This window comes from Alteromonas sp. Mac1, assembly GCF_001562125.1.
Lineage (GTDB): Bacteria > Pseudomonadota > Gammaproteobacteria > Enterobacterales > Alteromonadaceae > Alteromonas > Alteromonas stellipolaris.
Genome location: NZ_CP013932.1, coordinates 498,209 through 523,284, shown reverse-complemented (window position 1 = coordinate 523,284; position 25,076 = coordinate 498,209). Strand labels below are relative to the sequence as shown.

Here is a 25,076-nt window from a genome sequence, read left to right as displayed (position 1 = left end):
TTTAAGGATACCAAGGCATTTTTGCGAAAATGACGTATATTTTCATACGTATGTGTTATCAATAGAACCATACGCACAATAAAAACTGAGTAATATTGTACTTTAGAGCAATTACCATTGAAACTGGACACTTGTAAATGAAATCGCTGTTCAAGAAAAAGATGCCTCCCATTGTGGGTTTAGACATAGGCACACGTCAAATAAAAGCGGTATGGCTAGAACATTCAGTCAATGGCTACATGCTTCAAGGCTATGCATGTGAATCTATCAATAAAGTTGCTTTTTCAGAGCGCGATATTAAAGATTACGAGGCGGTAAGTTTAGCACTTAAAAAAGTGCGTAACAGCTTAAAAACTAAAATAAAGCAAGCTAATGTCGCGGTAGCGGGTACATCGGTAATCAGCAAAATCGTTTATATGGAACCCGACCAAAATGATTATGAACTTGAAAGCCAGATAGAAATTGAAGCCGACAGCCTTATTCCTTTTCCCCTTGAAGAGGTTTATTTGGATTTCGAAGAGCTTGGCCCCAGTGAAACCCATTCTGGCAAGGTCAATGTTCTATTAACAGCTGCTCATAAAGATTTAGTAGATAGCCGATTACTGCTGTCTCGCGAAGCCGATTTCGAACCTAAAATTGTTGATGTTGAAAATTACGCGATTGGGAATGCCATCGACTTTTTCTACAATGGAAAAGTAGAAGATGAAGCCATTTGTGCCATTAATGTTGGTGCCTCATTGCTTCAAATCAGTGTGGTACGTAACAGCAACGTGGTCTACACAAAAGAACACGCATTCGGGCTAAATAACTTAGTCAACGATATTAGCGCTATTCAAATGATTGAGCGTGAAGAAGCCGAACGTTTATTAATGGATGATTCATCATCTAACAGCTGGGTAGATGAAGTATTACCTATCTTTGCCGCTAATTTACAACAGAACATCAATCGTGCATTGCAAATGTACATGACAACATTTCATGTTGACCGCCCTGCAAAAATTTTACTTTGCGGCGGCGCTGCCACTATCCAACCTTTAGTAGACATATTACGCCAAGACTTAGGCCTACAAGTTGATGTATTCGACCCCTTTTTGGGCATGACCATGAACCCTAAGTTAGATTCACAACGGTTACGTCGTATCGCCCCACAGCTCACTATAGCTGCAGGCCTTGCTAGCCGGAGTTTCACATCATGGCACATGTAAACTTACTTCCTTGGCGCGAACAACAACGCCAACATCAAAAGCAGCAGTATCTAATGGCCCTAGTTGCCGTTGCCGCTATTATGGGGTTAATTTTTTGGTTTATCGGTCAAGCCATCGACCAACAAATTAATCACCAGAATTCAAGAAACCAGTTTCTTGAGCGAGAGATTGGCTTATTAGATACGCAAATTGCAGATATAAAAAATATTAAAGAAAGCAAAAATGCGATTGAACAGCGCATGGCCCTTATTGAGCAATTACAGGCTAGCCGAAATGTGGCAGCCATAATATTTGATGAGCTTGCTAAAATCGTACCTGTGGGCGTGACCTTCCAATCCATGAAGCGCATAGGTAATAAATTACAAATTGAAGGTATCAGCGATTCAAATAACCGACTTTCTGATTTCATGCGCTCATTAGATAATTCAGATGTTTTTGTTGGAGCTGAATTGTCTTCTATAAAAGCAGACACCAATGCCTCTCGTGCAATTAGCACCTTCACGCTTACCTTCATGGTTAGCGACTCGGTATCACCGTTGAAGCAAGATGCTGAAGGGGAGACAAACTAATGAAATTTGATGTAGAAAAACTTAAAGAACTCAATGAACTAGATTTTGAACAAATTGCTATTTGGCCCAATGAAATACGTATAGTGGTAGCTGCCTTTGTGGCAATCGTAATTGGTGCACTTAGCTATTACCTGCTTATAAACCCAAAACTTCCTATTCTAGAAGCTGCAGAATTAAAAGAACAAGAGCTGAAACTGCAATATGAAGCCAAGTACCGCATTGCGGTAAATAAAGAAGCGTACCGAGAGCAGCTCGCACAGCTAGAAGATGACTTTTCTTCCATGCTGAAAAGCCTACCCACCAGCAATGAAACCCCTGGCTTGCTAGACGATATAACTTATGTGGGCACCTCTTCAGGGCTTACCTTTAAGTTATTGAACTGGCAACAAGAGGTGCCTAAAGAGTTCTACACCGAACTGCCTATTGAAATTGAAGTCAGTGGTGGCTATCACCATTTTGGAGAGTTCGTTTCTAAAGTGGCTGGGCTTCCTCGTATTGTTACCTTGCATGACTTTGATATTTTACGGGAAAGCAATGGGCTTACCTTGCAATTACAAGCAAAAACCTACCGCTCAGAAAACAGTACCGGTATAAGCGGGGGATCTAAGTAATGCGCTATTTTTTAGTTCTTGCTGCTGTTGTCTTGATAACCGCTTGCTCGCCAAAACTTGATGACTTGCAGGCGTACACGCAAAGTGTGAGCGAAAATGCGGTTCACAACATTGAACCCTACCCTGAGTTTGCTACACCTAAAACCTTTGAATATTCGGCGAGCGAATTGCCTAGCCCTTTTGATTCGCCTAAAGAAAACACGCCACCACTGACACAAACTCGACAACAAAACTGTTTTCAACCTGACTTTAAACGCACAAAGCAGAAATTGGAAAGGTATGGCTTAGACTCATTAGGATTAACCGGAAACTTTAAAAGCCAAGGCGTTGAATGGGCGCTAGTAACCAGTAATGACGGTATTCTACATAAAGCCAAAATTGGCAGCCGCATCGGTTTATTTTACGGTAAAATCACTGGAATTAATCCAAACTCACTAACAATAGAACAGCTTATACCTGATGGCGCAGGTTGCTGGCAGAAAAAAGAGATAACGTTGAGCAAAACCTCAACGTCAGGAGAGAAAAAATAATGGCTGAGCGTTACCTATTTAACAAATCTTTAAATCGTAGAAGTTCTCGCTGGCCTTGGTTGCTTGGCTTTGCTGCTATCTGTACGGTATTGATGGTTTATGTTGCGCCCGCCAAAGCGTTAGAACCCGTATTGTACGACCCAAATGACGACACTCCTTCAACCCGAATTACCGGTATAGACTTTACTCGAGAAGCTAATAATATTGGTGTTACGTTAGTCACCTTTGAAGGTGCTTCACCTACACCGCAACTCGTTGAGTCTCAAGGCAAGGTTACCATAACCCTTGCTAATAGCGTGTTAGATGACAGTCAGCTCGTTGAATTAAACGTAACAGAGTTTTCCACGCCTGTATCAACCATTGAGACCTTTCAAGATGAAAAAGGTACGCGTATAGAGATTCTTTATAGCGATACCGTGACAGCCCGCCACGCGATAGACGATAACGTCATTCGCATCAAAATTGAGCCGATGAGCTTGTCGCAACAAGAAGAGTTAGAAAACAAAAAAACTTATACAGGCGACCCTATCTCGCTAGATTTTCAAGATGTACCTGTACGTCAAGTGTTACAAATTATCGCGCAAGTTAACGGCTTTAATTTAGTGACTACAGACACAGTGACTGGAAATGTCACCATTAGCCTATCTGGTGTGCCTTGGGATCAAGCCCTTGATATGATTTTGCGTGTTAAAGGATTAGATAAACGCTTAGAGGGCAACATTCTATTGATTGCGCCAACTGAAGAGCTAACCGCCAGAGAAACCCAGGCATTGCAGTCAAAGAAGCAAGTGTCTGATCTAGCCCCGCTTAGTACAGTCAACATCTCGGTAAATTACGCTAAAGCAGCCAACCTGGCGACTATTTTGAAATCTTCAGAAGGCGGCATTTTATCTGAGCGCGGGACAGTTACCGTGGATGAACGCACTAACACTATGCTTATTCGAGATACGTTACCTTCCATTGATGAAGCAAGAAAAATGATTGATGCGCTGGATATCCCAGTTAAACAAGTATTAATTGAAAGCAGAATGGTTACCGTACTTGATAACGTGGATGAAGAGCTAGGTGTTCGCTGGGGCTTAAGCGATAGAGAAAGTGACAGTGGTGTTTCAGGGAGTATTGAAGGGGCTGAAGCTATTGCAGGTGGCTCTATTCCGAGTATTGACGACAGACTAAACGTAAACCTTCCGGTTTCTGGTGCAACGGGCACTATTGGCTTTCAAATCGCAAGCTTGGTTGATGGCACCATATTAGATTTAGAGCTATCTGCACTTGAGTCTGAAAACAAAGGTGAGATTATCGCCAGCCCACGCATTACCGTGGCGAACCAACAAGAAGCCTACATTGAACAAGGAACCGAAATACCTTATGTTCAAGCCACCTCAAGTGGCGCAACTTCGGTTGAATTCAAAAAAGCGGTATTATCGCTTCGCGTAACACCGCAAATTACGCCAGATAATCGCATTATTTTGGATTTAGTAGTTACGCAAGATACGCGTGGTGAAACAGTGTCTACTTCTACCGGTGATGCCGTTGCCATTGATACGCAAGAAATCAAAACTCAGGTCTTGGTAGAAAACGGCGAAACCATAGTATTAGGCGGTATTTTCCAGCAAACGAGTACCGATAACGTATCCAAAGTGCCATTATTTGGTGACCTGCCGTTTTTAGGTGTGCTGTTTCGCAATACATCGGAGTTTCAAGAGAAACGTGAGCTACTTATATTTGTAACACCGAAAATAATTACAGAAAAACCGTAACAAGCTATTATTCAAGGTAAAATGCGGGCTGAGAGCAGTCCGCTTTTTGCGTTTTCTGGTACTGCAATCCCCCTGTATTTACATTATAGTGCTAATTGTTTTCAACAATACTTGCAAGGGCTTGTTAGAAACTGAGATAATCGCGGTCTCGAAATTTTAGCGAGGTTAAAGGAGTAGTGCTTATTGGACATTAAATAAGCACGAGTCAATGGGTAGGCTGGTAAGGCAACAGTGCATGCCCCTAACATGATAAAGTTGTGATATAAGCAAATATGGCTGAAAAACGTAATATCTTTTTGGTTGGCCCAATGGGTGCTGGCAAAAGTACCATCGGTAGACACCTGGCAGACGAACTTCACCTGGATTTTTATGACTCCGATCAGGAAATAGAGCGCCGTTCTGGTGCTGATATCGCCTGGATCTTCGACCTTGAAGGCGAAGATGGATTCCGTGCACGTGAAGAAAACATCATCAATGATTTAACAGACAAGCAGGGTATCGTGCTTGCCACTGGCGGCGGTTCAATTGTAACCAAAGCAGTACGTAATCGTTTGTCTGCACGAGGCATTGTTGTTTACTTGCAAACTACGATTGATAAGCAAGTTGCTCGAACACAGCGCGATAAGCGTCGCCCTTTGCTTCAAAACGACGATCCGGAGCAAGTACTTCGCGATCTAGCAGATTTGCGTAATCCTCTTTACGAAGAAGTTGCAGATTATGTAGTTGATACTGATGACCAATCTGCTCGCGCAGTGGCAAATCAGATCATTAGTAAAATCGGTTTATAAATAAAATAATTAGGAGGTGCTACGCCCATGTCAACCTTAACTGTGGAACTTGGCGAACGTAGCTATCCTATACATATTGAGGCTGGGTTGCTCAAGCAGCCTGGCCTTTTTGTGCCTTATATAAAAGGTCCATTGGCGGTTATTGTCACCAATGAAACTGTTGCGCCATTATATCTCGATACAGTGAAAGCGGCATGTGGTAGCAAGCAAATTGAAACCATTGTATTGCCTGACGGTGAACAATATAAAAACCTCGAGCAATTCGAGGTAGTCATGACCCGCTTGCTTGAACTCAACGCGGCTCGAGATACCACCCTTATTGCATTAGGTGGTGGTGTTATTGGCGATTTGTGTGGTTTTGTGGCTGCAACATATCAACGCGGCGTACCCTTTATTCAAGTGCCCACTACCCTACTTTCACAAGTAGATTCTTCTGTAGGTGGTAAAACCGCGGTTAATCACCCATTGGGCAAAAACATGATTGGCGCTTTTTATCAGCCAATCTTGGTCGCTATTGATACCAAATCACTGTCTACGCTACCTCCCCGTGAGTTCTCTGCTGGTATGGCGGAAGTCATAAAATACGGCATCATTTATGATGAAGCCTTTTTCTCTTGGCTTGAAGCGAATGAGCAAGCACTAAAACAGCTTGATGAATCAACCCTCAATGTTGCCATTAAACGCTGCTGTGAAATTAAAGCGGAAGTGGTTGCTAAAGATGAACGTGAAGGCGGCCTGAGAGCTATTTTAAACTTAGGTCACACCTTTGGTCACGCCATTGAAGCTGAACAAGGCTATGGCAACTGGTTACATGGCGAAGCTGTGTCAGCTGGTACTATAATTGCTTGTGTAGCTGCAGAGCAGTTAGGTTGGTTTACAGCGTCAGAAACTCGTCGCGTACGTTCACTTTTTGAGGCATTTTCACTTCCAGTGGAAGGGCCTAGCACAATGAGTAAAGCAGATTATGTAAAGCATATGAAGCGCGACAAAAAAGTAGAAGCCGGTAATATTCGTTTTGTACTTCCTAAGAATATGGGCAATGCAGTTGTCACTAAAGACGTCACTGACGATATTCTTACTAAAATTCTACGCTAGCCGTATACTGGCAAACCTAACTAACACCTACATTCGTTTTATTTGCTAGCCCTTTACACAGGTATTGGGCTTTATGGGGTTATTGCGCATGCACAGTGAATTGCATGAACGTCTTGAGTATTTAGTTAATTATTCCTCTCAACTGGTTTTTGTCAGTGGCGACTCTATTGCAGAGCAACAGCAAACTCTTGAAGCCTTCGTTTACCAGCAGCATGACGATACTGAGATAGCGTATTTAACCGCTGAATCTAATATGGAAATTTCTGACTACCGTGGTCAGTTGTGCCGCCAGTTGTTAGGTCAAGTAGTAGGTAGTTTCGTACGCCCTCTTAATGAATTATTGTCTGCACTTAATAGCCATGAAGGGCCAGTACTCATTGCTATAACGCAAGCCGAGCACATGCCCGACAAACTGCTTCAAGAGCTATGGGATTTGGTATTACAAAGCCGCTTCGCGGGTAACAAGCAACATTTGAATGTATTGCTATTTGCCACAACCAAATGGGCTGAAAATGCCAAAAAATGGCTCCCAGCCAAAAATACCGATACCCCATTACTTATTAGTAGCCAATCTATTTCTTCAAACCTTCAAACTTCAAAGCCTCAAGGATCTGAACTAGATAGGATGATTTCCCAGCGCCGAGAAGCGTTTCAAGCTCACCTTGATAAACGGAATCTTCCTGTCGAAGCCACCCCGTCTAACCCACTTACCTCTACGGGGTTCTATATAGCTATAGCCTTGGTATTTTTATTGACCTTTGGCGGATTGGTTACTTGGCAGTATGGCGATTCAATATCGTCGTTATTTTCACCGATTGCACAACAACCTAAGCCTTCTGAGTCAGAGAATGTGGTACCAGGCTCTGCTTTTAGCAAAGTCGCAGATAATCAAGCTGAGCAGCCTATTGCGCCAACTCCAGACAATGAGAGCAATGTAGAACTCGTGACAGACTGGAAAGGTGCGGTCTCCTCGCTTGATCGCGATGCAGATGGCAAAGTAGCTGGCGACGTAACAAACAGCGCTCTGATAGACAGCACTTCTGGCCCTGATACGCTGGTAGCGGGCACGCCAATGCAAATCAGCAATCAAGAGCCTCAACAACAAGTAATCTCGAGTGAAGGGGCTAATAGTGCATCTACTTTAAACACTCCTGATAGCGTTGCGGCAAAACCCGCTTTAAATGAAAGCACGCAAACCGCCAAGGCTCTACAAGCCAGCGTGCAAGTGCAATCACAAAGTGATGGTGGATCAACAAGTGAAAGGGCTACCAGCACTCCCCCTACCAGCGCTATCACAGAAATCTTAAAGCCTGACATGGTTTTGCCCAACGATTTTGTGATTCAGATGGTAGGCATTAAAGATAAAAACGTTGTTAGCCAATTTATTGCTCAACATAACTTGTATGCCGTTACCCGACAGTATGTGACTACACGGTATGGCGGTGATTGGCATGTGGTGGTTTTCCATCAACCATTTAAATCACTAACTGACGCTCGTACTGCGTTATCTGCCCTACCGGATTATCCGACTAAAAACGAAGCGTTCATTAAACGTGGACAGCAAATTTTAGACGAAATGGCGCTGGTAGCTGGCGAATAATAGTACGTTGTGCTCATTGTACTGACTTCAAACAAAAGAAAAGCCGTCAGCTTTACGTTTCATGGTTGTTCCATCGTATGAGGAAAGATACAATCTATCTTTAGCGTGGTATTGCGAGATATTTGCAGCGCCACTCCCCAGAATAACGCCACACTCGGCGAGTACCGGAATGACAACCGTCTTTATTCCGTGCAGGTAGTAACGTTTACGCATGATGCAGAAAAAGAACCGGGCCTTTTTAAAGTGGGCCGGTGGCAAGTACAGCCTAGTAGAGCATATTCAGGCCAGGTTACCTCAAGCAAACAAACTTATTGAACCGTTTGTAGGCGCGGGGTCAGTGTTTCTGAATACTCAGTATAAGCGGTATTTGCTGAACGACATCAACCCTGACCTTATAAACCTGTATAACTTCTTAAAAGCGCAGCCAGATGCCATCATTCATGACGCTCGTAGTTTCTTTAACGGCGAACGTAACGATGAGAAAATGTACTATGCTTTGCGAGAAGAATTTAATGCCACCGAAGACGAGTACTACCGAGCTATTTTATTTCTATACCTTAATAGGCATGGGTACAATGGATTATGTCGCTATAGTTTAGCGGGCAGGTTCAACGTACCTTTTGGGCGCTATAAAAAGCCCTACTTCCCTGAGCATGAAATGTTCGTGTTTGCAGAGAAGGCGCAAAAAGCCACATTCACTTGTTTACCCTTTGAAAAAGTATTTACTCGCGCCCGCCGCGGAAATGTCATTTATTGTGACCCACCCTACGCACCTATCAGTAAAACAGCGGCGTTTACAAGTTATGCAGCGCGCAGTTTTGGACAAGACGCGCAAGAGAAGTTAGCAGAACTTGCAATGCGAACCGCAAAAAAGCGGGGGATCCCCGTGTTGGTGTCGAATCATGATTTGCCACTTACCCGCACCTTATACAAGGGCGCAGATTTCAGCATGTTGTCGGTAAAGCGCTCCATTAGTCAAAATGGTGCTACAAGAAAGCCCGTAGATGAAATTTTGGCGTACTTCCCGCCTAGCGCAGTAGTAAAAAAGCCAAAACGAAACCAACGCAGAAATGTTGAAGCAAAAAAATAACTAATAACCGGTTAGCCACTTCACAAACATCATTAAAGACACCACCATCATGGCAACTAAAAATATGCCAATAATCAGAAAACTAACGAAGGTTCCTTTCGTAAAATCGCGCTCATAGTTTTTATGGCTTTGCACACCGAACACACCAGCAACAACACTCATAAGCACTGACCAGAAGCCGGTACCCGGTTGTTGACTCATTACTGATAAGTCTTTTGTTGGGAAACTGCGATGCTACTTGCTGTTTTACTTGCTGTCATCATTATGAAGTAACTCAAGCAAATCGAGAAAATGAAACTGAAATGAAGGAGACTTTCCAGCAATCCATGACAGCCAACTGACTTCAGCAACACCATCTCTGTCTCTGGCGCACTGATTCTGCACATGACTAGCAGGTAACTTAGGATTAAAACTAGAAGAGGGTTGAAACTCGCACACTGAGGCTTCCGAGCCCGAACGTGGATACACCGCTACGCTAACTAGCGCAACCATGCCGCATACTGCATAAAATGGAAGTACTTTCATCCTGAACACTCCTTGCGCTATTTTGCATTGAACTTCATTATAAATAAAACCTTATTACTCACAAGATAATATTCACTAATGATGAATATAATTACTATTTCCAATAGTAAAAAAAGCCTGACACGTACGCATCAGGCTTTTAATTTCAGACATCAACAACAATTAATTCATTGTTTTCGAAGTCATTTTAAACTTACAGCTCGAAGTCCATGCTGTAAGCAACAGTGAACTTAACTGCATCGTTATCTAACGAATCTGCATCACCACTGTCATCTAAATCAGTACCGGTTACTGCGAAGCTAAATCCATCTTTCGCAATAGACACACCCCAATCTGCGTAACCGCCAACTACACCGTTGAAGTCTTCCGCAAAATCACCTTGGTGATAACCAACATGGAAACCTAGTTCCGAACCATTTAGTACTTCTAAACCATAATCAAGCGAAACATAAGTCGCTTCACCAAAACCGTAATCACGGTTATCCGCTTCATCCGCTTCGGTATGAGCAAGAACAGAAAGGGTCAGGCTAAGTCCACCCATACCAACAGAGCCGTATACTTCAGCAAAATCGAAGTTTGCTGCAGCATCATAATTGTAATAAAGGTAACCGAAATCATAGGAGATATCGTTAGATTCACCAGAGAATCCAAAATACATATCGTGCTCATACGAATAATTGTCGTCTGAACCGTATTTCACGTTTGATGCCCAAGTACCTGCATAAAAGCCACTTTCGTGTGCGTAGTCAATTCCGCCCTGAACGGCAGCTTCATTCATTGTTTGCGTTAAACCACGCCAAATGTAGTTACTTGTCGCGCCGGCGTTAGCCGTAACTTCTGCGTAACTAGGTAACGCAGTAAATAGGCAAGCTGACGATACAGCAACCGCAAGCAATGTGCTTTTAGTAGATAATTTCATGTGTGTGTTCTCCGTGAAGTTCCAAAACTTGTTGTAATTAATTTTTCTGTCTTGATTTTTCTTATATTTGAGTTGGATTACGCAAGAGTGATGCCCACTTAAAGCGCAATTCCCACAACCACCAAAATAAACATAAAATACTGATTTTATGAATAAAAATAAATTATGAAAAATAAAAAATAAATTTAAAGTTGAGTTAAAGTGCACAAAATCGCCCCAAAAATGGGCATGCTCACCAATACGGTGCAATTAATTTAATCTTTTCAACCCCTTATTTTTACTTCCCTTTAACACAAGTACTAATGTAATCAGCGCTGTTTTCAAAAGCCAACTTTCGGTAAACTTCACCTTTTAGCACGTGCATTGCCTCGTAAATAGGGAAAACCGATGAAACCATTTTTGATTGCCCCCTCAATTCTGTCTGCCGATTTTGCTCGGCTAGGAGAAGAGGTAGAGAACGTACTAAACGCAGGTGCCGATGTGGTTCATTTTGATGTAATGGATAATCACTATGTGCCCAACCTCACATTTGGCCCTATGATATGCGAGGCTTTACGAAAGTATGGCATTACTGCACCTATTGATGTGCATTTGATGGTGAAGCCGGTTGATGACTTAATCGAAAAATTTGCCGATGCCGGTGCCAGCTATATTAGTTTTCACCCTGAAGCATCCGAGCATATCGATCGCTCATTACAGCTTATAATTGATGCTGGCTGTAAACCTGGGTTGGTGTTTAACCCTGCCACGCCTTTGCATTATCTGGATCATGTCATGGACAAGTTACACCATATCCTTATCATGTCGGTCAATCCGGGCTTTGGTGGACAAAAGTTTATCCCTAGCACATTGGATAAAGTGCGCGCCGTTAAGCAACGCGTGTTAGAAAGTGGTCACGATATAAGAATAGAAATTGACGGTGGCGTAAAAGTCGATAACATTCGCGCCATTGCTGAAGCTGGCGCGGATATGTTCGTAGCCGGTTCTGCTATTTTTTCTGAGCCCGATTACCGCGCAGTTATTGATGACATGCGCACTGAATTATCTCGTCTTTCTAAGGCGTAACTAAACAACGTTAACGTACAGGTACACATTATGAGTAACAAGCCTATTGTATTAAGTGGCTGTCAGCCTTCTGGACAACTTACCCTTGGCAATTACATGGGTGCGCTTAAGCAGTGGGTTTCCATGCAAGACGATCATGATTGCCTATACATGTTAGTGGATTTGCATGCCATAACGGTTAGGCAAGATCCTAAGCAATTATTTGAGGCCTGCCTAGATGGACTGGCGTTATACCTAGCTTGCGGAATCGACCCAGAAAAAAGCACCTTATTCGTGCAGTCTCATGTACCTCAACATGCCCAGCTTTCATGGGTACTTAATTGCTACACCCAAATGGGTGAGCTAAATCGCATGACGCAATTTAAAGATAAGTCAGCGAAGAACGAAAACAATATCAATGTTGGCCTTTATGGCTATCCGGTATTGATGGCAGCAGACATTCTAATGTACCAAGCTGACAAAGTGCCTGTAGGTGATGATCAAAAACAACATCTAGAGCTTACCCGTGATATCGCTAACCGTATGAACAACTTATATGGCGACATTCTACGTGTACCAGAACCTCACATTCCTGAGTTTGGTGCTCGTATCATGAGTCTACAAGAGCCAGAAAAGAAAATGTCGAAGTCTGATGTTAACCCAAACAACTTTATTGGTTTGCTTGAAGATCCTAAAAAAATCACCAAAAAAATTAAACGTGCGGTAACCGATTCAGACGAAAAAGCAAACATTTACTTCAACCCACAAGAAAAGCCTGGGGTATCAAACCTACTTACCCTATTGTCATTATCGACAGGAAAATCGATAGATGAATTAGTGCCGGCATACGAAGATAAAATGTATGGTCACTTGAAGGGTGACGTAGCAGAAGCGGTAGTGGGCCTTTTAGAGCCAATTCAGCAACGCTATGCCGATATTCGCACCAATCGTGACTACTTAAACGATGTGATGCGAAATGGCGCAGAAAAAGCCTCGGCCCGCGCAGAGGAAACTCTTAAAAAGGTTTATGAAGCCGTTGGCTTTATTCCAAAACCTTAATTAGCGTTGTATTGAACAGGTTAGGTTGTCGTGTTGCTGTTAATTGATAATTTCGATTCATTTACTCACAACCTTGCCCGTTACCTTACCGAGTTAGGTGCATGCGTTAAGGTGGTGAGAAACAATGCCCTTACTATTGCCGATATAGAAGCCTTATCACCCAGTCATTTAGTGATTTCACCAGGCCCATGTACACCCAATGAGTCGGGAATTAGCTTAGAGGCTATTAAGCACTTTGCTGGGAAGATCCCCTTACTTGGTGTGTGCTTAGGCCATCAAGCCATAGGTCAGGTTTTTGGTGCTTCAGTGATTGGAGCAAAAGAAATTAAGCACGGCAAAACTTCCGCGCTCTTTCATAAAAACCGTGGCTTATTTAGCGGCTTTGAACAAGGTTATGCGGTAACTCGCTATCACTCATTAGTGCTTGATGAAAGCCACTTTCCTGAAAGCTTAAATATCGATGCGTGGTGCGTAACTGATGACGGGGAAAAAGAAATTATGGGGATCTCTCATAAAGCTCTCCCTATATGGGGTGTACAATTTCACCCTGAATCTTTACTCACCGAGTATGGCCACGATATTTTATGTGCTTTTCTAAACGCCTAGGGTGTAACCCTTATTTATTCTGCCAAGGATACAGAATAAACTTAAGCTATAGGGCTTCCTGCCGATAAAAAGTTCTGCAATTATTCGCATTTGGCGTTGTTTTTGTTTACTTTTATAGGTTAATCAACAAAGCGCCTTTGTAAATATATATATTTAGGAAGTAGGGCGACCCAATGCACGGCATCTATGAACAGACGCACGAACAGTTACTTAGCAGGAGCTACTTTAAGATGACGACCCAAGCATCGACCCCGCCGCCTATCGATGAGCGCTTTGAGAGCCTATTAATCTCTCCAGAACTCGCGATGAAAATGCTGGGAAAACGTGGTCCTGGTGAAGTCAGCTTTGAGCAATCCGAACAAGGTGACGCCCGCAGACAATTACTTCACGTCGAAAAAGTCGCTATAGAGAATAAACGCCTAAAAGCACAGTCTGATGCTTCATATACCGAAACTGTTAACCATTACTTACATGAAGTGTTATTAGGTGAGCTTACCGAGCAGTTATCGTTTACCTCAGACGTATTCAACAACACATTGAATTTAAGTGACGACACTGGTGCATTACTCGATGCGCTTTCGGTTCGCGCGGCGTCGGTATCAAAACTAGAACCTATTGCAACTAATTTACCTTGGCTTTATGACGAGTTGATGCAAGTCGTGAACTCTCCCGCTTTTAGAAGACGAGATTCCAAAGGCCGGGTAATCGTGGTTGAAACCTTCAGGACGGCGCTTAGCTTTTTAGGCATTGAGAATTTACGCCTGCTAATTCCTTCTCTTGTTGTAAAACGCGCCATGCCTCAGGTAACCGACCCATACCCTTGCATCAAACTTAAACTCACTCAGTTTGCGCACGGCACGGCGGTCGCGGCTAGGCATCTTGCGCCACACTACAAGCTGAACCCGATTCAGGCTTATAGTTTCGGCATGCTCAGTCAATTAGGTCGATGTGCCATCATCCGATTGTACTTCAAGTTATTCGATAAGGTGCAGCTTCACCTGTTAAACGAAAGCCAAAAAGACAAAGAGCGCATGCGCCATGAAGCGTTGTTAAAGCTGGCGCCGTCGGCAAATTACCTGATTGCATTACAAGATGAATATGCCGATGCGGTATCCGCTGATCTCATTGAAAACATGATGTTGAAACGCTTATTTATTGGTGATGCGATGCGCCAATGTGCCACCAGAGAACCCTGTGAAGTAGGCTCCATGCCCAAGCTTCTACATCAAGCTCGCACTTATTCGAAGGTAAGAATGTTACACCAATCACGCATGGTTGAAGTGCCAGAGGTAAAACCAATGATTAAGGAGCAGGAGTATCCATCAGGTGCATTGGAACAACTAAGATCTGTTGATATTTTCACCCTTCCATTATCTCGGGAAGAAGAAAACAGCTAATTTTTTGTGGATATTCATGCAAAGTAGCCAAATATCTTCTTTTACCCTTATTTGACCCACACCAGATCAACGCGCTCTGGCTGTGAGATTACACACCTAATTCACCTTTTAATTACACTATTCCTAAACAATATGGCTTAGTAGTAAATAGTTATTCACTTTTCCTGCAAATTAAGCCAGAGTCCTTGTATATAAAGGGCTGCAGCCATTCACAAACAAGACAAACCCTTAAAAAAATGGCATACTCATCGGTAATTTCGTTTATTTTTCCGCCTGTTCGAGGTCTATTTTACCGACACAGGCGCTTAAAACAGAGGTAACAAAAATGACAGTAACTCGCGCAACGTTTAATGAAGTGATGGTGCCTAACTACAATCCTGCGGGCATGGTACCCGTACGTGGTGAAGGTTCACGTGTATGGGATCAAGATGGTGCTGAGTACATCGACTTCGCTGGCGGTATTGCCGTGAACGTACTAGGTCATTGTCACCCTGAACTCGTTAAGGCGCTTAACGAACAAGGCAGCAAATTGTGGCACTTGAGCAACGTATTCACCAATGAGCCAGCACTTCGCTTAGCGGCTAAACTGGTAAATGCCACGTTTGCAGAGAAAGTATACTTTGCTAACTCAGGCGCAGAAGCCAATGAAGCCGCATTAAAATTAGCTCGTCGTTTCGCGTTAGATAACTACGGTGAAGACAAAAACCAAATCATCGCTTTCAACAAAGGTTTCCACGGTCGTACTTTCTTTACCGTAACCGTTGGTGGACAAGCCGCATATTCTGATGGTTTTGGCCCTAAGCCTGGCGCTGTTGAGCATTGCGATTATAACGATTTAGCCGCGTTTGAAGCATTAATCTCTGACAACACATGTGCCGTTATGATGGAGCCACTTCAAGGCGAAGGCGGAATCATCTCTCCTGATGTTGAATTTATCAAAGGTGTGCGTGAGTTGTGTGATAAGCACAATGCCTTACTTATTTTTGATGAAGTGCAATCGGGTGTTGGTCGTACTGGTCACTTATATGCTTACATGGGCTTAGGTGTAACACCTGACATTTTAACTACCGCAAAATCGTTAGGCGGTGGTTTCCCTATTGGTGCCATGTTAACGACAACCGCGATTGCCGCGCATTTAAAAGCGGGGACTCACGGCAGTACTTACGGTGGTAATCCACTAGCCTGCGCCGTGGCTGAAAAAGCCTTTGATATTGTTAATCAGCCTGAAGTACTTGAAGGCGTGTTACACAAAGAAGCCTTGTACCGTGAGCTACTTACAGTCATTAACGACAAATATGACGTATTTTCTGAAGTACGTGGACAAGGTATGTTGCTTGGTTGCGCGTTAAACGAAAAATACCAAGGCCGCGCTCGCGACTTTATGATGGCAGCAACAAAAGAGCACCTTATGTGCTTAATTGCCGGTGCTAATGTTATTCGTTTCGCCCCTTCACTGGTTATTCCTGATGAAGATATCAAAGAAGGCTTAGCCCGATTTGAACGTGCCGTTGCCGCTGTTGTGAACGCCGAATAAACGCCAAATTAGCGAGTAGCGAACATGAATATAATTCGCCCTATTACACAAGCTGATTACAAGGCCTTGTACGACATTGCTGTAGAGTCAGGTATCGGGTTTACCTCCTTACCAGTTAACGATGATCTGCTGCATAGAAAAGTCGACCGTGCGCAAGAAGCTTTCACTAAAGCTAACGTGACCCAACCCGGTGATGAGTCGTACCTTTTTGTTATGGAAGATACGACAACCGGTGAAGTAGTAGGCACGTCAGGTATTGAAGCAGCTGTAGGTATTGATGATGCGTTTTACCACTATCATTTGAGTAAAGTGGTGCACGCCTCTCGCGAGCTAAACATTCACAATACGGTTGAAATTCTCACCTTTTGTAATGACTACACGGGCGTAACTGAGATTTGTACACTGTTTTTAAGAGAGCAGGCCCGTGGTGGCATTAACGGCCGTTTTCTATCGAAAGTCCGCTTCTTATTTATGATGGAGCACCGTGAGCGCTTTTCTGAAACTGTCATTGCCGAGATGCGTGGTGTGAGTGATGAAAAAGGTCGTTCGCCTTTTTGGGAATGGCTTGAAACCCACTTTTTCTCGATGGACTTCCCTACTGCTGATTACCTTACCGGTATTGGCAATAAGGTATTTATTGCAGAGCTGATGCCTAAATACCCTATTTACGTCAATCTATTGAGCAAAGAAGCACAGGCGGTTATTGGACAGGTTCATGAAAAAACCCGCCCCGCCTTGCAGTTGCTTGAAGGTGAAGGGTTTAGCTGTCGCGGTTACGTTGATATTTTTGATGCGGGCCCTACGGTAGAGGCCAACCTCAGCCATATCCGAACGGCGCAATCTAGCTTAAAAATGCCAATTGTTATTGATGATGCAGCGGCCGCACAAGGTCAAACCCATTACATCATAAACACCTCTGTTGCAGATTTTCGCGCGGTAGCCACCGAAATAGGTGTTAATGAAGAGCAAAATATTGCCGTGCTTTCGCGTCAGGCTGCAGCCGCTCTGAATGTGCAAGAAGGCGACCATGTTCGTCTTGCACCTGTAAAGTTCAGAGACTAATTGAAGGACACTTTTTATGTTACACACACATTTTATCGACGGACAATGGGTTACCGGTGAAGGGCACGACTTAGCCTCAATCGACCCAGCTAAAAACCAAGTTATTTGGGAGGGTAAGTCAGCCTCCCCTAGCCAGATTGACTTAGCGGTAAAAGCAGCTCGCGCTGCGGCTCCAGCTTGGGGAATGATGACGGTTGAAGAACGCTTAAACATTATTAAAGTTTACGGCGAAAAGCTAGGCGAAGCGAAAGCGCACCTAGCTAAAGTAATAGCAAAAGAAACCGGCAAACCAGAGTGGGAAACCGCCACAGAAGTGGGTGCCATGATGGGTAAAATCGCTATTTCTGAAAAAGCTTATTTTGAGCGTACCGGCAATGTTGAAAACCCTATGCCTGTAGGTAAAGCTTTCATTCGCCATAAAGCCCATGGTGTTGTAGCAGTATTCGGCCCGTACAATTTCCCTGGCCACTTGCCTAATGGTCACATTGTACCAGCGCTTATTGCAGGTAATACCGTGGTATTTAAACCTAGCGATCTTACCCCTATGGTTGCCGAAGAAATGGTCAAGCTATGGGAACAAGCAGGCTTGCCTGCCGGCGTACTTAACCTGGTTCAAGGTGAAGTTGAAACCGGTAAAGCACTAGCGTCGCACAACGGTATAGATGGGTTATTCTTTACCGGAAGTTCACGCACTGGCAAAATTTTGCACGAACAATTTGCAGGACACCCAGGTAAAATTTTGGCTCTTGAAATGGGCGGAAATAATCCGTTAATTGTGAAAGATGTTGCCGATATTGATGGTGCGGTTCACGATATCGTGCAATCAGCCTTTATTACGTCGGGTCAACGCTGTACTTGTGCGCGCCGTTTGTTTTTACCTGCCAATGCTCAAGGTGATGCCACATTAGCTCGTCTGCTTGAAGTCACTAAGAATATCAAAATTGATGACTATGATGCCGACGATCAGCCTTTCATGGGGGCAATGATTTCAGCAAACGCTGCAGCATCTATGGTTAAAGCGCAGCAAGAACTTGAAGCTCTAGGCGGCAAGGTGTTGTTGCGATTAGAACAGCCTGATAACCAAAAGGGTTTCGCCACACCAGGTATTATTGATGTAACTGACATGCTATCTGAATTGCCTGATGAAGAGCACTTCGGCCCATTGCTTAAGGTTATTCGCTACACCGACTTTGATAACGCAATTGAAGAAGCGAACAATACAAGCTTTGGCTTATCGGCAGGATTGCTAGCAGATAGCGAAGAAGACTACCGCTATTTCTTTGCACGTATTCGTGCAGGCATCGTTAACTGGAACCGCCCTATTACGGGTGCAAGCAGTGCAGCACCCTTTGGTGGCATTGGTGAAAGTGGAAACCATCGCGCTAGTGCATTTTATGCCGCCGACTACTGTGCGTTTCCAGTCGCCTCGGTAGAGCTTGAAAAAGTAACCTTGCCGGGTAAGTTAAGCCCAGGCCTAACACTTTAATTACACCACTACATTCAAAGCCGCTATTAATAGCGGCTTTATTTATAGGACACACGCCATGCATAACAATATCGATACGCTCTTTGCCAATATGTGGGACGATTATGTTGCAATTACCCCTTCAGCTCACAAAATCCATGCCCTTCTTGCCGATGAAGAAAGCACGAATAACATAGTTAACGATCATGTTGCTTTTAGAACCTTTGCATTAGATAAAACCGCGCTTGAAAAATTGGCTGCTCACTTTCTTGCCCTCGGGTATACCGAAATGGGTGATTACAATTTTGAAGCGAAGAAGCTAACCGCTAAGCACTTCGAACACCCTGATGATACAAAACCAAAAGTTTTCATCAGTGAGTTGAGAGTGAACGAACTGTCTGACAATGCACAAGCTATAATTCAAAAGCTCGTAGCACAAATGGATGCGGATGTAGTGACTGCTGACAACTTCCTTTATTCAGGCCGTCACTGGGATATCAGTAAAGCCGATTATGATGCCCTGCTAGATGAGTCAGAATATGCAGCATGGTTGGCGGCATGGGGATTTTGCGCCAATCACTTCACGGTTAGCGTTAATCATTTAGGGCAAACTGATGAGCTTTCAGACGTAAATGCGCGTCTTAAAGATGCCGGTTTTGTGCTAAATACCTCTGGCGGCGAAATAAAAGGCGGACCTGAAGTCTTCCTTGCACAGTCTTCTACTATGGCCGACCGCGCTCCTGTGAATTTTTCCGATGAGACCGCTGCTATTCCTAGCTGTTTTTACGAATTTGCTCAGCGTTATAACATGCCTAATGGCAAGCGTTACCAAGGTTTTGTGGCAGCGTCTGCAGATAAGATTTTTGAAAGCACTAACGCCAGTTGAGTTATTTACGCGTTAAATTAGCGGGTATTGAACGAAAAGTAAGAACTGATATGCGATAAATAAAAGGGCGAAAGCCCTTTTATTTTCTGTCAGGAAAAGTATCTGACGGGTTCGTATGCCTTGCAAGGAACTGATCATAGGGCATAGGTTTATCGAAATAAAAACCCTGCATTAGGTTCACGTCTGCATTTTCCATAAAAGGCAAGTATGACTCCTGCTCGACCCCTTCCACCACAATTTCAATCTGTAACCGGTTAAGCATAGCCACCAAACCACAAAAAAGCGCATTTGCTTTACTGTTATTGTGAATATCTTTCACCAAGCTCCTGTCCACTTTAACGACTTCAAAATGAAAATTCTTAAGATAACTTAGGGAAGAAAACCCACTGCCAAAATCGTCTAGTGAAAGGCGGAAGCCGACTTCACGCAGACTATTTAGCGCAACAAGCGCAGCTTTTTCATCACGGATAAAAATAGACTCGGTGAGCTCAAGTTCAATCATGTCAGTGCGCACTGAACAGTCATCACAAATTTTGGTGGCTTGAGCGGGGAATTCGGTGTCGAGCATTTGGTTAACGCTGATATTAATTGAAAGCGGTATGCTTTCTCCTTGCTGCGCTTCCATCATGGCGATGTAGTCACATGCAGCTTCCAGCGCTTGCAAGCCAATCTGGCGGTCTAGGTCGTGCTCTTCAGCGATAGGAATGAATACCACAGGAGGCACAACACCGTGTAACCCAGATATCCACCTACAAAGTACTTCTCCGCCTTTCAAATTACCCTGCAAGTCATACTTACCTTGAATATAGTAATCGAGTAAATTGTTTTCGATAGCCTTACGCAAGTCGTTCACCATACTGACCTGTTGCGACATTCTCTCGTAAAGCCCTTCTTCGTACACATTCACTTGGCCTTTACCAAGCTTTTTGGCGTGATACATCGCTGCATCTGCACATTGGACAACGCCTTCAATACTGTCATTGTCTTTGGGGAATTTGGCAATACCAATACTTGCTGACAGTTTTAATTCGACCTTTTTGGTCACCACAACATCTTCTTCTATGAGGCCAATAAGCGCTTCGGATTTTTCCACCGCCCAGTCAATATGTTGCCTTGGAAGTACAGCGATAAACTCATCGCCTCCCCACCGCGCCACATCCCCGTGCGGACCGAAAGCAGCGGTAAGTAATGCGGCAACACGCTGAAGTTCGGTATCTCCTTTCTCGTGCCCAGCGGTATCATTAATAGCTTTGAACCCATCAAGGTCGATAAACACCACTAAAAAATCGGTTTGGCTGTCGAAAAGGTGTTGAAAAATATCTCGCAGGGCGCTGCGATTATTGAGCCCTGTCAACTCATCATAAAGGGCAAGTTGCTTTAAGCGAGCTTCATTGCGTTTACGTTCACTAATATCCCGCATAGTAGCTATGAGCGACGACTGGGCTTGTAGATAATTATCAAAAACTGATACTGAAATATCTACCGGTGTGTTTTTACCTACTCTAGGCACAATAACAGATTCAAACCTAAGCTGTTTGTTGTGTTGCAGGCTGTTCGTATTAACTTTTTCCCCTATCAGCAAATCATTGAGATTGAGATTGATACAAGCCATCTTATCTGGCGCGCCCACTAACTTCACAAACGCTTCATTACACTCATTTATGCTCAAGCTAGGTGACAATACCAACATGGGTTCGCGGGAATTAGCAAAGGCTGATGCCATTAGCTGGAAGGATTGCTCTGCCTGCCTTAGCTGCGTAATGTCTCTGGTGGTGCCCACTATTTGCAAGGCTTCACCGCTAACGCCACGCTTAAGCACACGCCCCCTCAAACGAACCCATTGCAACTGACCTTGTATGCTCATACGAAAGGAAAGCTCTATGCGTTCGCGGCCTCCATGAAGCGCCATCGACCATTGAAACTGTAAGTTTTCCAAGTCGTCTTCATGCACTAACGCCATTAAGTCGATTGGCGTTCCTGACCAGGTAGATTCGCTTTCTGAATTGAGCGAAAACGCTCGAATATCAATGATGTCATGGCTTGCTTGCCAATCCCAAAATGACTCTTGCGATGCCCACAACGCGAGCTCTAATTTTTTCAGTGATTGCTGACTGAAAAGTAGTGAGTTATATAGCTCGTCAGACTTTAGCAGCAGCAAGGATTCAGCGTTTTCTCTGGCCGCTTTTTCACGCTGAAGCCGCCTTTCTAAGCTTTGTAGTTTTTTCTCTAGAGGAACTAGATTGGCGCCCACCGGCTACACAACCTGAATACTAAATTCGTACGTATGAGGGAATGACATTTGATGAGTTTCACGCTCTAGAGTGCAATCGAAATGCATCGCTGCGGCATCCATTAGCCCTTCAGCAAGGGGGTATAACTCTCGTTCAGAGAAGTAGCGCAAGCGCATACCAGTATCAGTTCTAGATATAACGGTAAACCGCGGTAAATCGGCATCAGGGTAAAGTTTTCGTACTTGAACATGAATGTCACCATCTAGGTGTTCTAGCAACTGCAAAATGTCTTTCGTGTCGGCAAGTACATTGCCATGTACTGCCGCCAATTTGCCAAAAAGGTAAACCCCAAAATCGTACAGCAGTTCATTGACCGATTTGCCCGTTTTCGCGGCAAGAATAGATAAAATTTTCTGCATTTCTTCGAAAGGGTAATAGCCGACCGCAGTATAGGCACCATCATTAGTTAACTCAGCTTCTACAATCACTTCGTCAGCAAATTCAGGCGATACCTTTTCTTCTAGCATGTCTATAAGCGAAGTAAATACAATCCCTAACATACGGTCTCCTTATACGATTAATAATAGTGTAGTTCAGTCCCACCCAACGACAACCATTGTTTAGGAAATATCGCTGTCCTGGCCCTCAGGACTATCATCACTTGGGGCGCTTTGACTTTGTACCACTTCAACACCATCAACCCGCTGTAAACCTCGAGGTAATTTGTTTCCTCTACGTCCTCGCTCTCCATAATAGTGTTCCAAATCTGAAGCAGATAAGGTCATATTACGTTTACCCGCCGTCACTTTTAATGAAGCCCCATCAGGCACTACAGCCAATACAGTCACAAACTCTTCGCGGGATTGCGCTTTGGCACCAGGAATATTAATTAGCTTGTTCCCTTTTCCTTTACCTAAGCTTGGTAAGTCTTTAAGTGGGAACAACAACATACGCCCTTCGTTAGAAATGGTTAAACACCAATCTGATTCAGGGTTAGTCACAGGCTTAGGTTTCATCACTTTGGCCGCTGTAGGTAAAGAAAGGTACGCTTTCCCCGCCTTATTTTTGCTCACCATGTCTTTGAATGTACCAACGAACCCGTAACCTGCGTCTGAGCCAACTAAAAATTTAGCCTCGTCTGATGCCATAATGACGTGCTCGAATGACTCTCCACCTACCAAGGCAAAACGTCCTGTAAGCGGCTCTCCTTGACTCCGCGCCGATGGCAAACCATGGGCATCGCAGGAAAAAGTTCTCCCCGAGGTATCCATAAATACCGCAGGCTGATTACTTTTCCCTTCTGCGCTTGATAGATAGCCATCACCCGCTTTGTAGCTTAATCCCTCGGCATCAATGTCATGGCCTTTAGCACAACGTGCCCAACCTTTTTCCGATAACACCACGGTAACCGATTCGGCTGGCACAAGTTCTTTTTCAGATAACGCTTTTGCTTCACCGCGCTCAACAATAGGTGAACGCCTATCATCACCATACTTTTCAGCATCGGCTAAAATTTCTTTCTTGATAAGGGTTTTCAAGCGGCGATCTGAGCCTAACAAGGTTTGCAATTTATCACGCTCTGCTGCCAGCTCGTCTTGCTCACCCTTAATTTTCATTTCTTCAAGCTTGGCTAAATGACGAAGCTTTAATTCTAGTATTGCTTCTGCCTGCTTATCGCTAAGCGAGAACCGAGAGATTAATTCTTGCTTGGGTTTTTCGTAAGTACGAATAATCTCGATAACTTCGTCGATATTCAAAAAGGCAATGAGCAAACCTTCAAGAATATGTAAGCGAGCGAGTACTTTGTCTAAGCGGTATTGAAGGCGACGGGTAACTGTCTCTTTTCGGTAAACCAACCATTCAGATAATATAGTACGAAGGTCTTTTACTTTAGGGCGACCGTCCAAACCAATCATGTTTAGGTTTACGCGATAGTTCTTTTCTAAATCCGTAGTTGCAAATAAATGCTGCATTAACTGCGCGGTATCGATACGGTTTGAACGCGGAGTGATAATTAAACGGGTAGGATTTTCGTGGTCTGACTCGTCGCGCAAGTCACTTACCATCGGCAGCTTCTTAGCCTGCATCTGCCCAGCAATTTGCTCTAGAATTTTTCCGCCTGAAGCTTGGTGAGGTAGAGCCGTGACAACAATATCGCCATTTTCCTCGTGGAACACCGCGCGCATTTTAATTGAGCCGCGGCCGGTTTCATACAGCTTACGAATATCAGCTTTAGGCGTAATAACTTCAGCTTCGGTAGGGTAATCCGGTCCGTTAACATGCTCTAACACATCGCTAAGCTCTGCTTTGCTATTATCGAGCAACATGGCACAGGCATAAGCTAATTCACGTACATTATGTGGCGGAATGTCTGTGGCCATACCAACAGCAATACCCGTTACGCCATTAAGCAAGATATGCGGCAATCGAGCGGGTAACACACAAGGCTCTTCTAATGTGCCATCGAAATTAGGCGTCCAATCAACGGTGCCTTGGCCTAATTCATCCAGCAATACTTCTGAAAAACGAGAAAGTTTAGCCTCGGTGTATCGCATGGCAGCAAAAGATTTAGGATCGTCCGGTGCCCCCCAATTTCCTTGCCCATCGACTAGCGGATAGCGGTAAGAAAAGGGCTGCGCCATCAAAACCATTGCTTCATAACACGCGGAATCGCCATGAGGATGAAACTTACCTAATACATCCCCTACCGTTCTGGCCGACTTTTTATACTTTGCATTGGCGCTCAGTCCTAAGTCAGACATAGCGTATATAATGCGTCTTTGTACGGGTTTTAGACCATCGGCAATATGAGGCAGGGCACGGTCCATGATGACGTACATGGAATAATTTAAGTAAGCGTCTTCGGTAAAGCGCCTTAAAGGCAGTTGTTCTACACCGTCGCGGTTAATAATAATCTCGTCGCTCATGATAATTTTTTCGTTTTGTTATTTTCACAATTCAGCGTTAATGCAAAGCCTTTAGTTTTTAGACAGGTGGCAGCGTTAACGAACGGCGTGTTTATGTGGAAGAGTTTAACCACAAAGTAGGACTTTTTATTAAGCCTTCAATGTTTCTATTGTGGGGGAAACTAGGGGCTAGT

24 protein-coding genes are annotated in these 25,076 nt (G+C 43.9%); 17 read left to right on the top strand and 7 right to left on the bottom strand.

The features are described 5' to 3' along the window. Window positions 1-137: 137 nt before the first annotated feature. The 8 genes from pilM to AV939_RS02085 all read left to right on the top strand — a co-directional run bounded on the left by pilM (window position 138) and on the right by AV939_RS02085 (window position 8,158). Window positions 138-1,205: a type IV pilus assembly protein PilM gene (gene pilM, locus AV939_RS02120; RefSeq protein WP_061996911.1), complete on the top strand. Its 1,068-nt coding sequence runs from the start codon at window positions 138-140 to the stop codon at window positions 1,203-1,205. Continuing rightward, complete coding sequence (locus tag AV939_RS02115) at window positions 1,193-1,774, top strand: PilN domain-containing protein (RefSeq protein WP_061996910.1); 582 nt, start codon at window positions 1,193-1,195, stop codon at window positions 1,772-1,774. The genes pilM and AV939_RS02115 overlap by 13 nt, the downstream gene beginning before the upstream one ends. After that, on the top strand, window positions 1,774-2,385 hold the full coding sequence (locus AV939_RS02110) for a type 4a pilus biogenesis protein PilO (protein WP_061996908.1): 612 nt from the start codon (window positions 1,774-1,776) through the stop codon (window positions 2,383-2,385). The genes AV939_RS02115 and AV939_RS02110 overlap by 1 nt, the downstream gene beginning before the upstream one ends. Continuing rightward, window positions 2,385-2,915 (top strand): pilus assembly protein PilP, encoded by a 531-nt coding sequence (locus AV939_RS02105; RefSeq protein WP_061996905.1) that lies wholly within the window; start codon window positions 2,385-2,387, stop codon window positions 2,913-2,915. Before AV939_RS02110 ends, AV939_RS02105 begins: the two co-directional genes overlap by 1 nt. Continuing rightward, on the top strand, window positions 2,915-4,675 hold the full coding sequence (locus AV939_RS02100; protein ID WP_061996903.1) for a type IV pilus secretin PilQ: 1,761 nt from the start codon (window positions 2,915-2,917) through the stop codon (window positions 4,673-4,675). The genes AV939_RS02105 and AV939_RS02100 overlap by 1 nt, the downstream gene beginning before the upstream one ends. Before the next feature lie 272 nt (window positions 4,676-4,947). Further along, window positions 4,948-5,463 carry a shikimate kinase AroK gene (gene aroK / locus AV939_RS02095; RefSeq protein ID WP_057794370.1) on the top strand — a complete coding sequence of 172 codons (516 nt, stop codon included), beginning with the start codon at window positions 4,948-4,950 and terminating at the stop codon, window positions 5,461-5,463. 27 nt (window positions 5,464-5,490) lie between these two features. Next, window positions 5,491-6,558, top strand: coding sequence for a 3-dehydroquinate synthase (gene aroB / locus AV939_RS02090; RefSeq protein ID WP_061996902.1), 1,068 nt, complete (start codon window positions 5,491-5,493; stop codon window positions 6,556-6,558). Between the two features lie 73 nt (window positions 6,559-6,631). Beyond that, window positions 6,632-8,158, top strand: a complete 1,527-nt coding sequence (locus AV939_RS02085; RefSeq protein WP_231751153.1) for an SPOR domain-containing protein — start codon at window positions 6,632-6,634, stop codon at window positions 8,156-8,158. 27 nt (window positions 8,159-8,185) lie between these two features. On the opposite strand, the gene AV939_RS20120 is transcribed toward AV939_RS02085, so the two are convergent. Further along, window positions 8,186-8,371 carry a hypothetical protein gene (locus AV939_RS20120; RefSeq protein ID WP_138118164.1) on the bottom strand — a complete coding sequence of 62 codons (186 nt, stop codon included), beginning with the start codon at window positions 8,369-8,371 and terminating at the stop codon, window positions 8,186-8,188. On the opposite strand from AV939_RS20120, the gene AV939_RS02080 reads away from it, so the two are divergent. After that, window positions 8,370-9,248, top strand: coding sequence for a Dam family site-specific DNA-(adenine-N6)-methyltransferase (locus tag AV939_RS02080; RefSeq protein ID WP_057794374.1), 879 nt, complete (start codon window positions 8,370-8,372; stop codon window positions 9,246-9,248). The two genes, AV939_RS20120 and AV939_RS02080, sit on opposite strands and share 2 nt — an antisense overlap. On the opposite strand, the gene AV939_RS02075 is transcribed toward AV939_RS02080, so the two are convergent. The 3 genes from AV939_RS02075 to AV939_RS02065 all read right to left on the bottom strand — a co-directional run bounded on the left by AV939_RS02075 (window position 9,249) and on the right by AV939_RS02065 (window position 10,692). Then, the gene (locus AV939_RS02075; RefSeq protein WP_057794377.1) at window positions 9,249-9,449 is read right to left on the bottom strand and encodes a DUF2970 domain-containing protein; all 201 of its coding nucleotides are present in this window, start codon (window positions 9,447-9,449) and stop codon (window positions 9,249-9,251) included. A 45-nt stretch (window positions 9,450-9,494) separates the two neighbouring features. Continuing rightward, entirely contained in the window at window positions 9,495-9,773 is a 279-nt protein-coding gene (locus AV939_RS02070) for a hypothetical protein (protein WP_057794379.1), read from the bottom strand. A 193-nt stretch (window positions 9,774-9,966) separates the two neighbouring features. After that, entirely contained in the window at window positions 9,967-10,692 is a 726-nt protein-coding gene (locus AV939_RS02065; RefSeq protein ID WP_057796408.1) for a TorF family putative porin, read from the bottom strand. A 387-nt stretch (window positions 10,693-11,079) separates the two neighbouring features. Here AV939_RS02065 and rpe point away from each other — a divergent pair, with 387 nt between their 5' ends. The 8 genes from rpe (at window position 11,080) to AV939_RS02025 (ending at window position 19,745) form a co-directional block, all read left to right on the top strand. Then, window positions 11,080-11,757: a ribulose-phosphate 3-epimerase gene (gene rpe / locus AV939_RS02060; RefSeq protein WP_057794381.1), complete on the top strand. Its 678-nt coding sequence runs from the start codon at window positions 11,080-11,082 to the stop codon at window positions 11,755-11,757. Between the two features lie 30 nt (window positions 11,758-11,787). Further along, window positions 11,788-12,795 (top strand): tryptophan--tRNA ligase, encoded by a 1,008-nt coding sequence (gene trpS, locus AV939_RS02055; RefSeq protein WP_057794383.1) that lies wholly within the window; start codon window positions 11,788-11,790, stop codon window positions 12,793-12,795. Window positions 12,796-12,825: 30 nt separating this feature from the next. After that, window positions 12,826-13,401 carry an anthranilate synthase component II gene (locus tag AV939_RS02050; protein ID WP_057794385.1) on the top strand — a complete coding sequence of 192 codons (576 nt, stop codon included), beginning with the start codon at window positions 12,826-12,828 and terminating at the stop codon, window positions 13,399-13,401. Window positions 13,402-13,631: 230 nt separating this feature from the next. After that, complete coding sequence (locus tag AV939_RS02045; protein WP_057794387.1) at window positions 13,632-14,798, top strand: HDOD domain-containing protein; 1,167 nt, start codon at window positions 13,632-13,634, stop codon at window positions 14,796-14,798. A 325-nt stretch (window positions 14,799-15,123) separates the two neighbouring features. Then, on the top strand, window positions 15,124-16,332 hold the full coding sequence (locus tag AV939_RS02040; RefSeq protein WP_057794390.1) for an aspartate aminotransferase family protein: 1,209 nt from the start codon (window positions 15,124-15,126) through the stop codon (window positions 16,330-16,332). Between the two features lie 24 nt (window positions 16,333-16,356). Next, the gene (gene astA, locus AV939_RS02035) at window positions 16,357-17,394 is read left to right on the top strand and encodes an arginine N-succinyltransferase (protein ID WP_057794392.1); all 1,038 of its coding nucleotides are present in this window, start codon (window positions 16,357-16,359) and stop codon (window positions 17,392-17,394) included. A gap of 16 nt (window positions 17,395-17,410) precedes the next feature. Continuing rightward, on the top strand, window positions 17,411-18,880 hold the full coding sequence (gene astD, locus AV939_RS02030; RefSeq protein ID WP_057794394.1) for a succinylglutamate-semialdehyde dehydrogenase: 1,470 nt from the start codon (window positions 17,411-17,413) through the stop codon (window positions 18,878-18,880). Between the two features lie 58 nt (window positions 18,881-18,938). Next, window positions 18,939-19,745 carry a DUF1338 domain-containing protein gene (locus AV939_RS02025; protein WP_057794396.1) on the top strand — a complete coding sequence of 269 codons (807 nt, stop codon included), beginning with the start codon at window positions 18,939-18,941 and terminating at the stop codon, window positions 19,743-19,745. Window positions 19,746-19,824: 79 nt separating this feature from the next. Here the strand turns inward: AV939_RS02025 and AV939_RS02020 are convergent, their stop codons facing one another. From AV939_RS02020 to parC, 3 genes are read right to left on the bottom strand one after another with little or no spacing between them, the layout of a single operon-like run. Then, window positions 19,825-21,996, bottom strand: a complete 2,172-nt coding sequence (locus AV939_RS02020; RefSeq protein ID WP_057794399.1) for a putative bifunctional diguanylate cyclase/phosphodiesterase — start codon at window positions 21,994-21,996, stop codon at window positions 19,825-19,827. Between the two features lie 3 nt (window positions 21,997-21,999). After that, window positions 22,000-22,536 (bottom strand): heme NO-binding domain-containing protein, encoded by a 537-nt coding sequence (locus tag AV939_RS02015; protein ID WP_057794400.1) that lies wholly within the window; start codon window positions 22,534-22,536, stop codon window positions 22,000-22,002. A 60-nt stretch (window positions 22,537-22,596) separates the two neighbouring features. Further along, complete coding sequence (gene parC, locus AV939_RS02010; RefSeq protein WP_057794402.1) at window positions 22,597-24,903, bottom strand: DNA topoisomerase IV subunit A; 2,307 nt, start codon at window positions 24,901-24,903, stop codon at window positions 22,597-22,599. Window positions 24,904-25,076 lie beyond the last annotated feature (173 nt).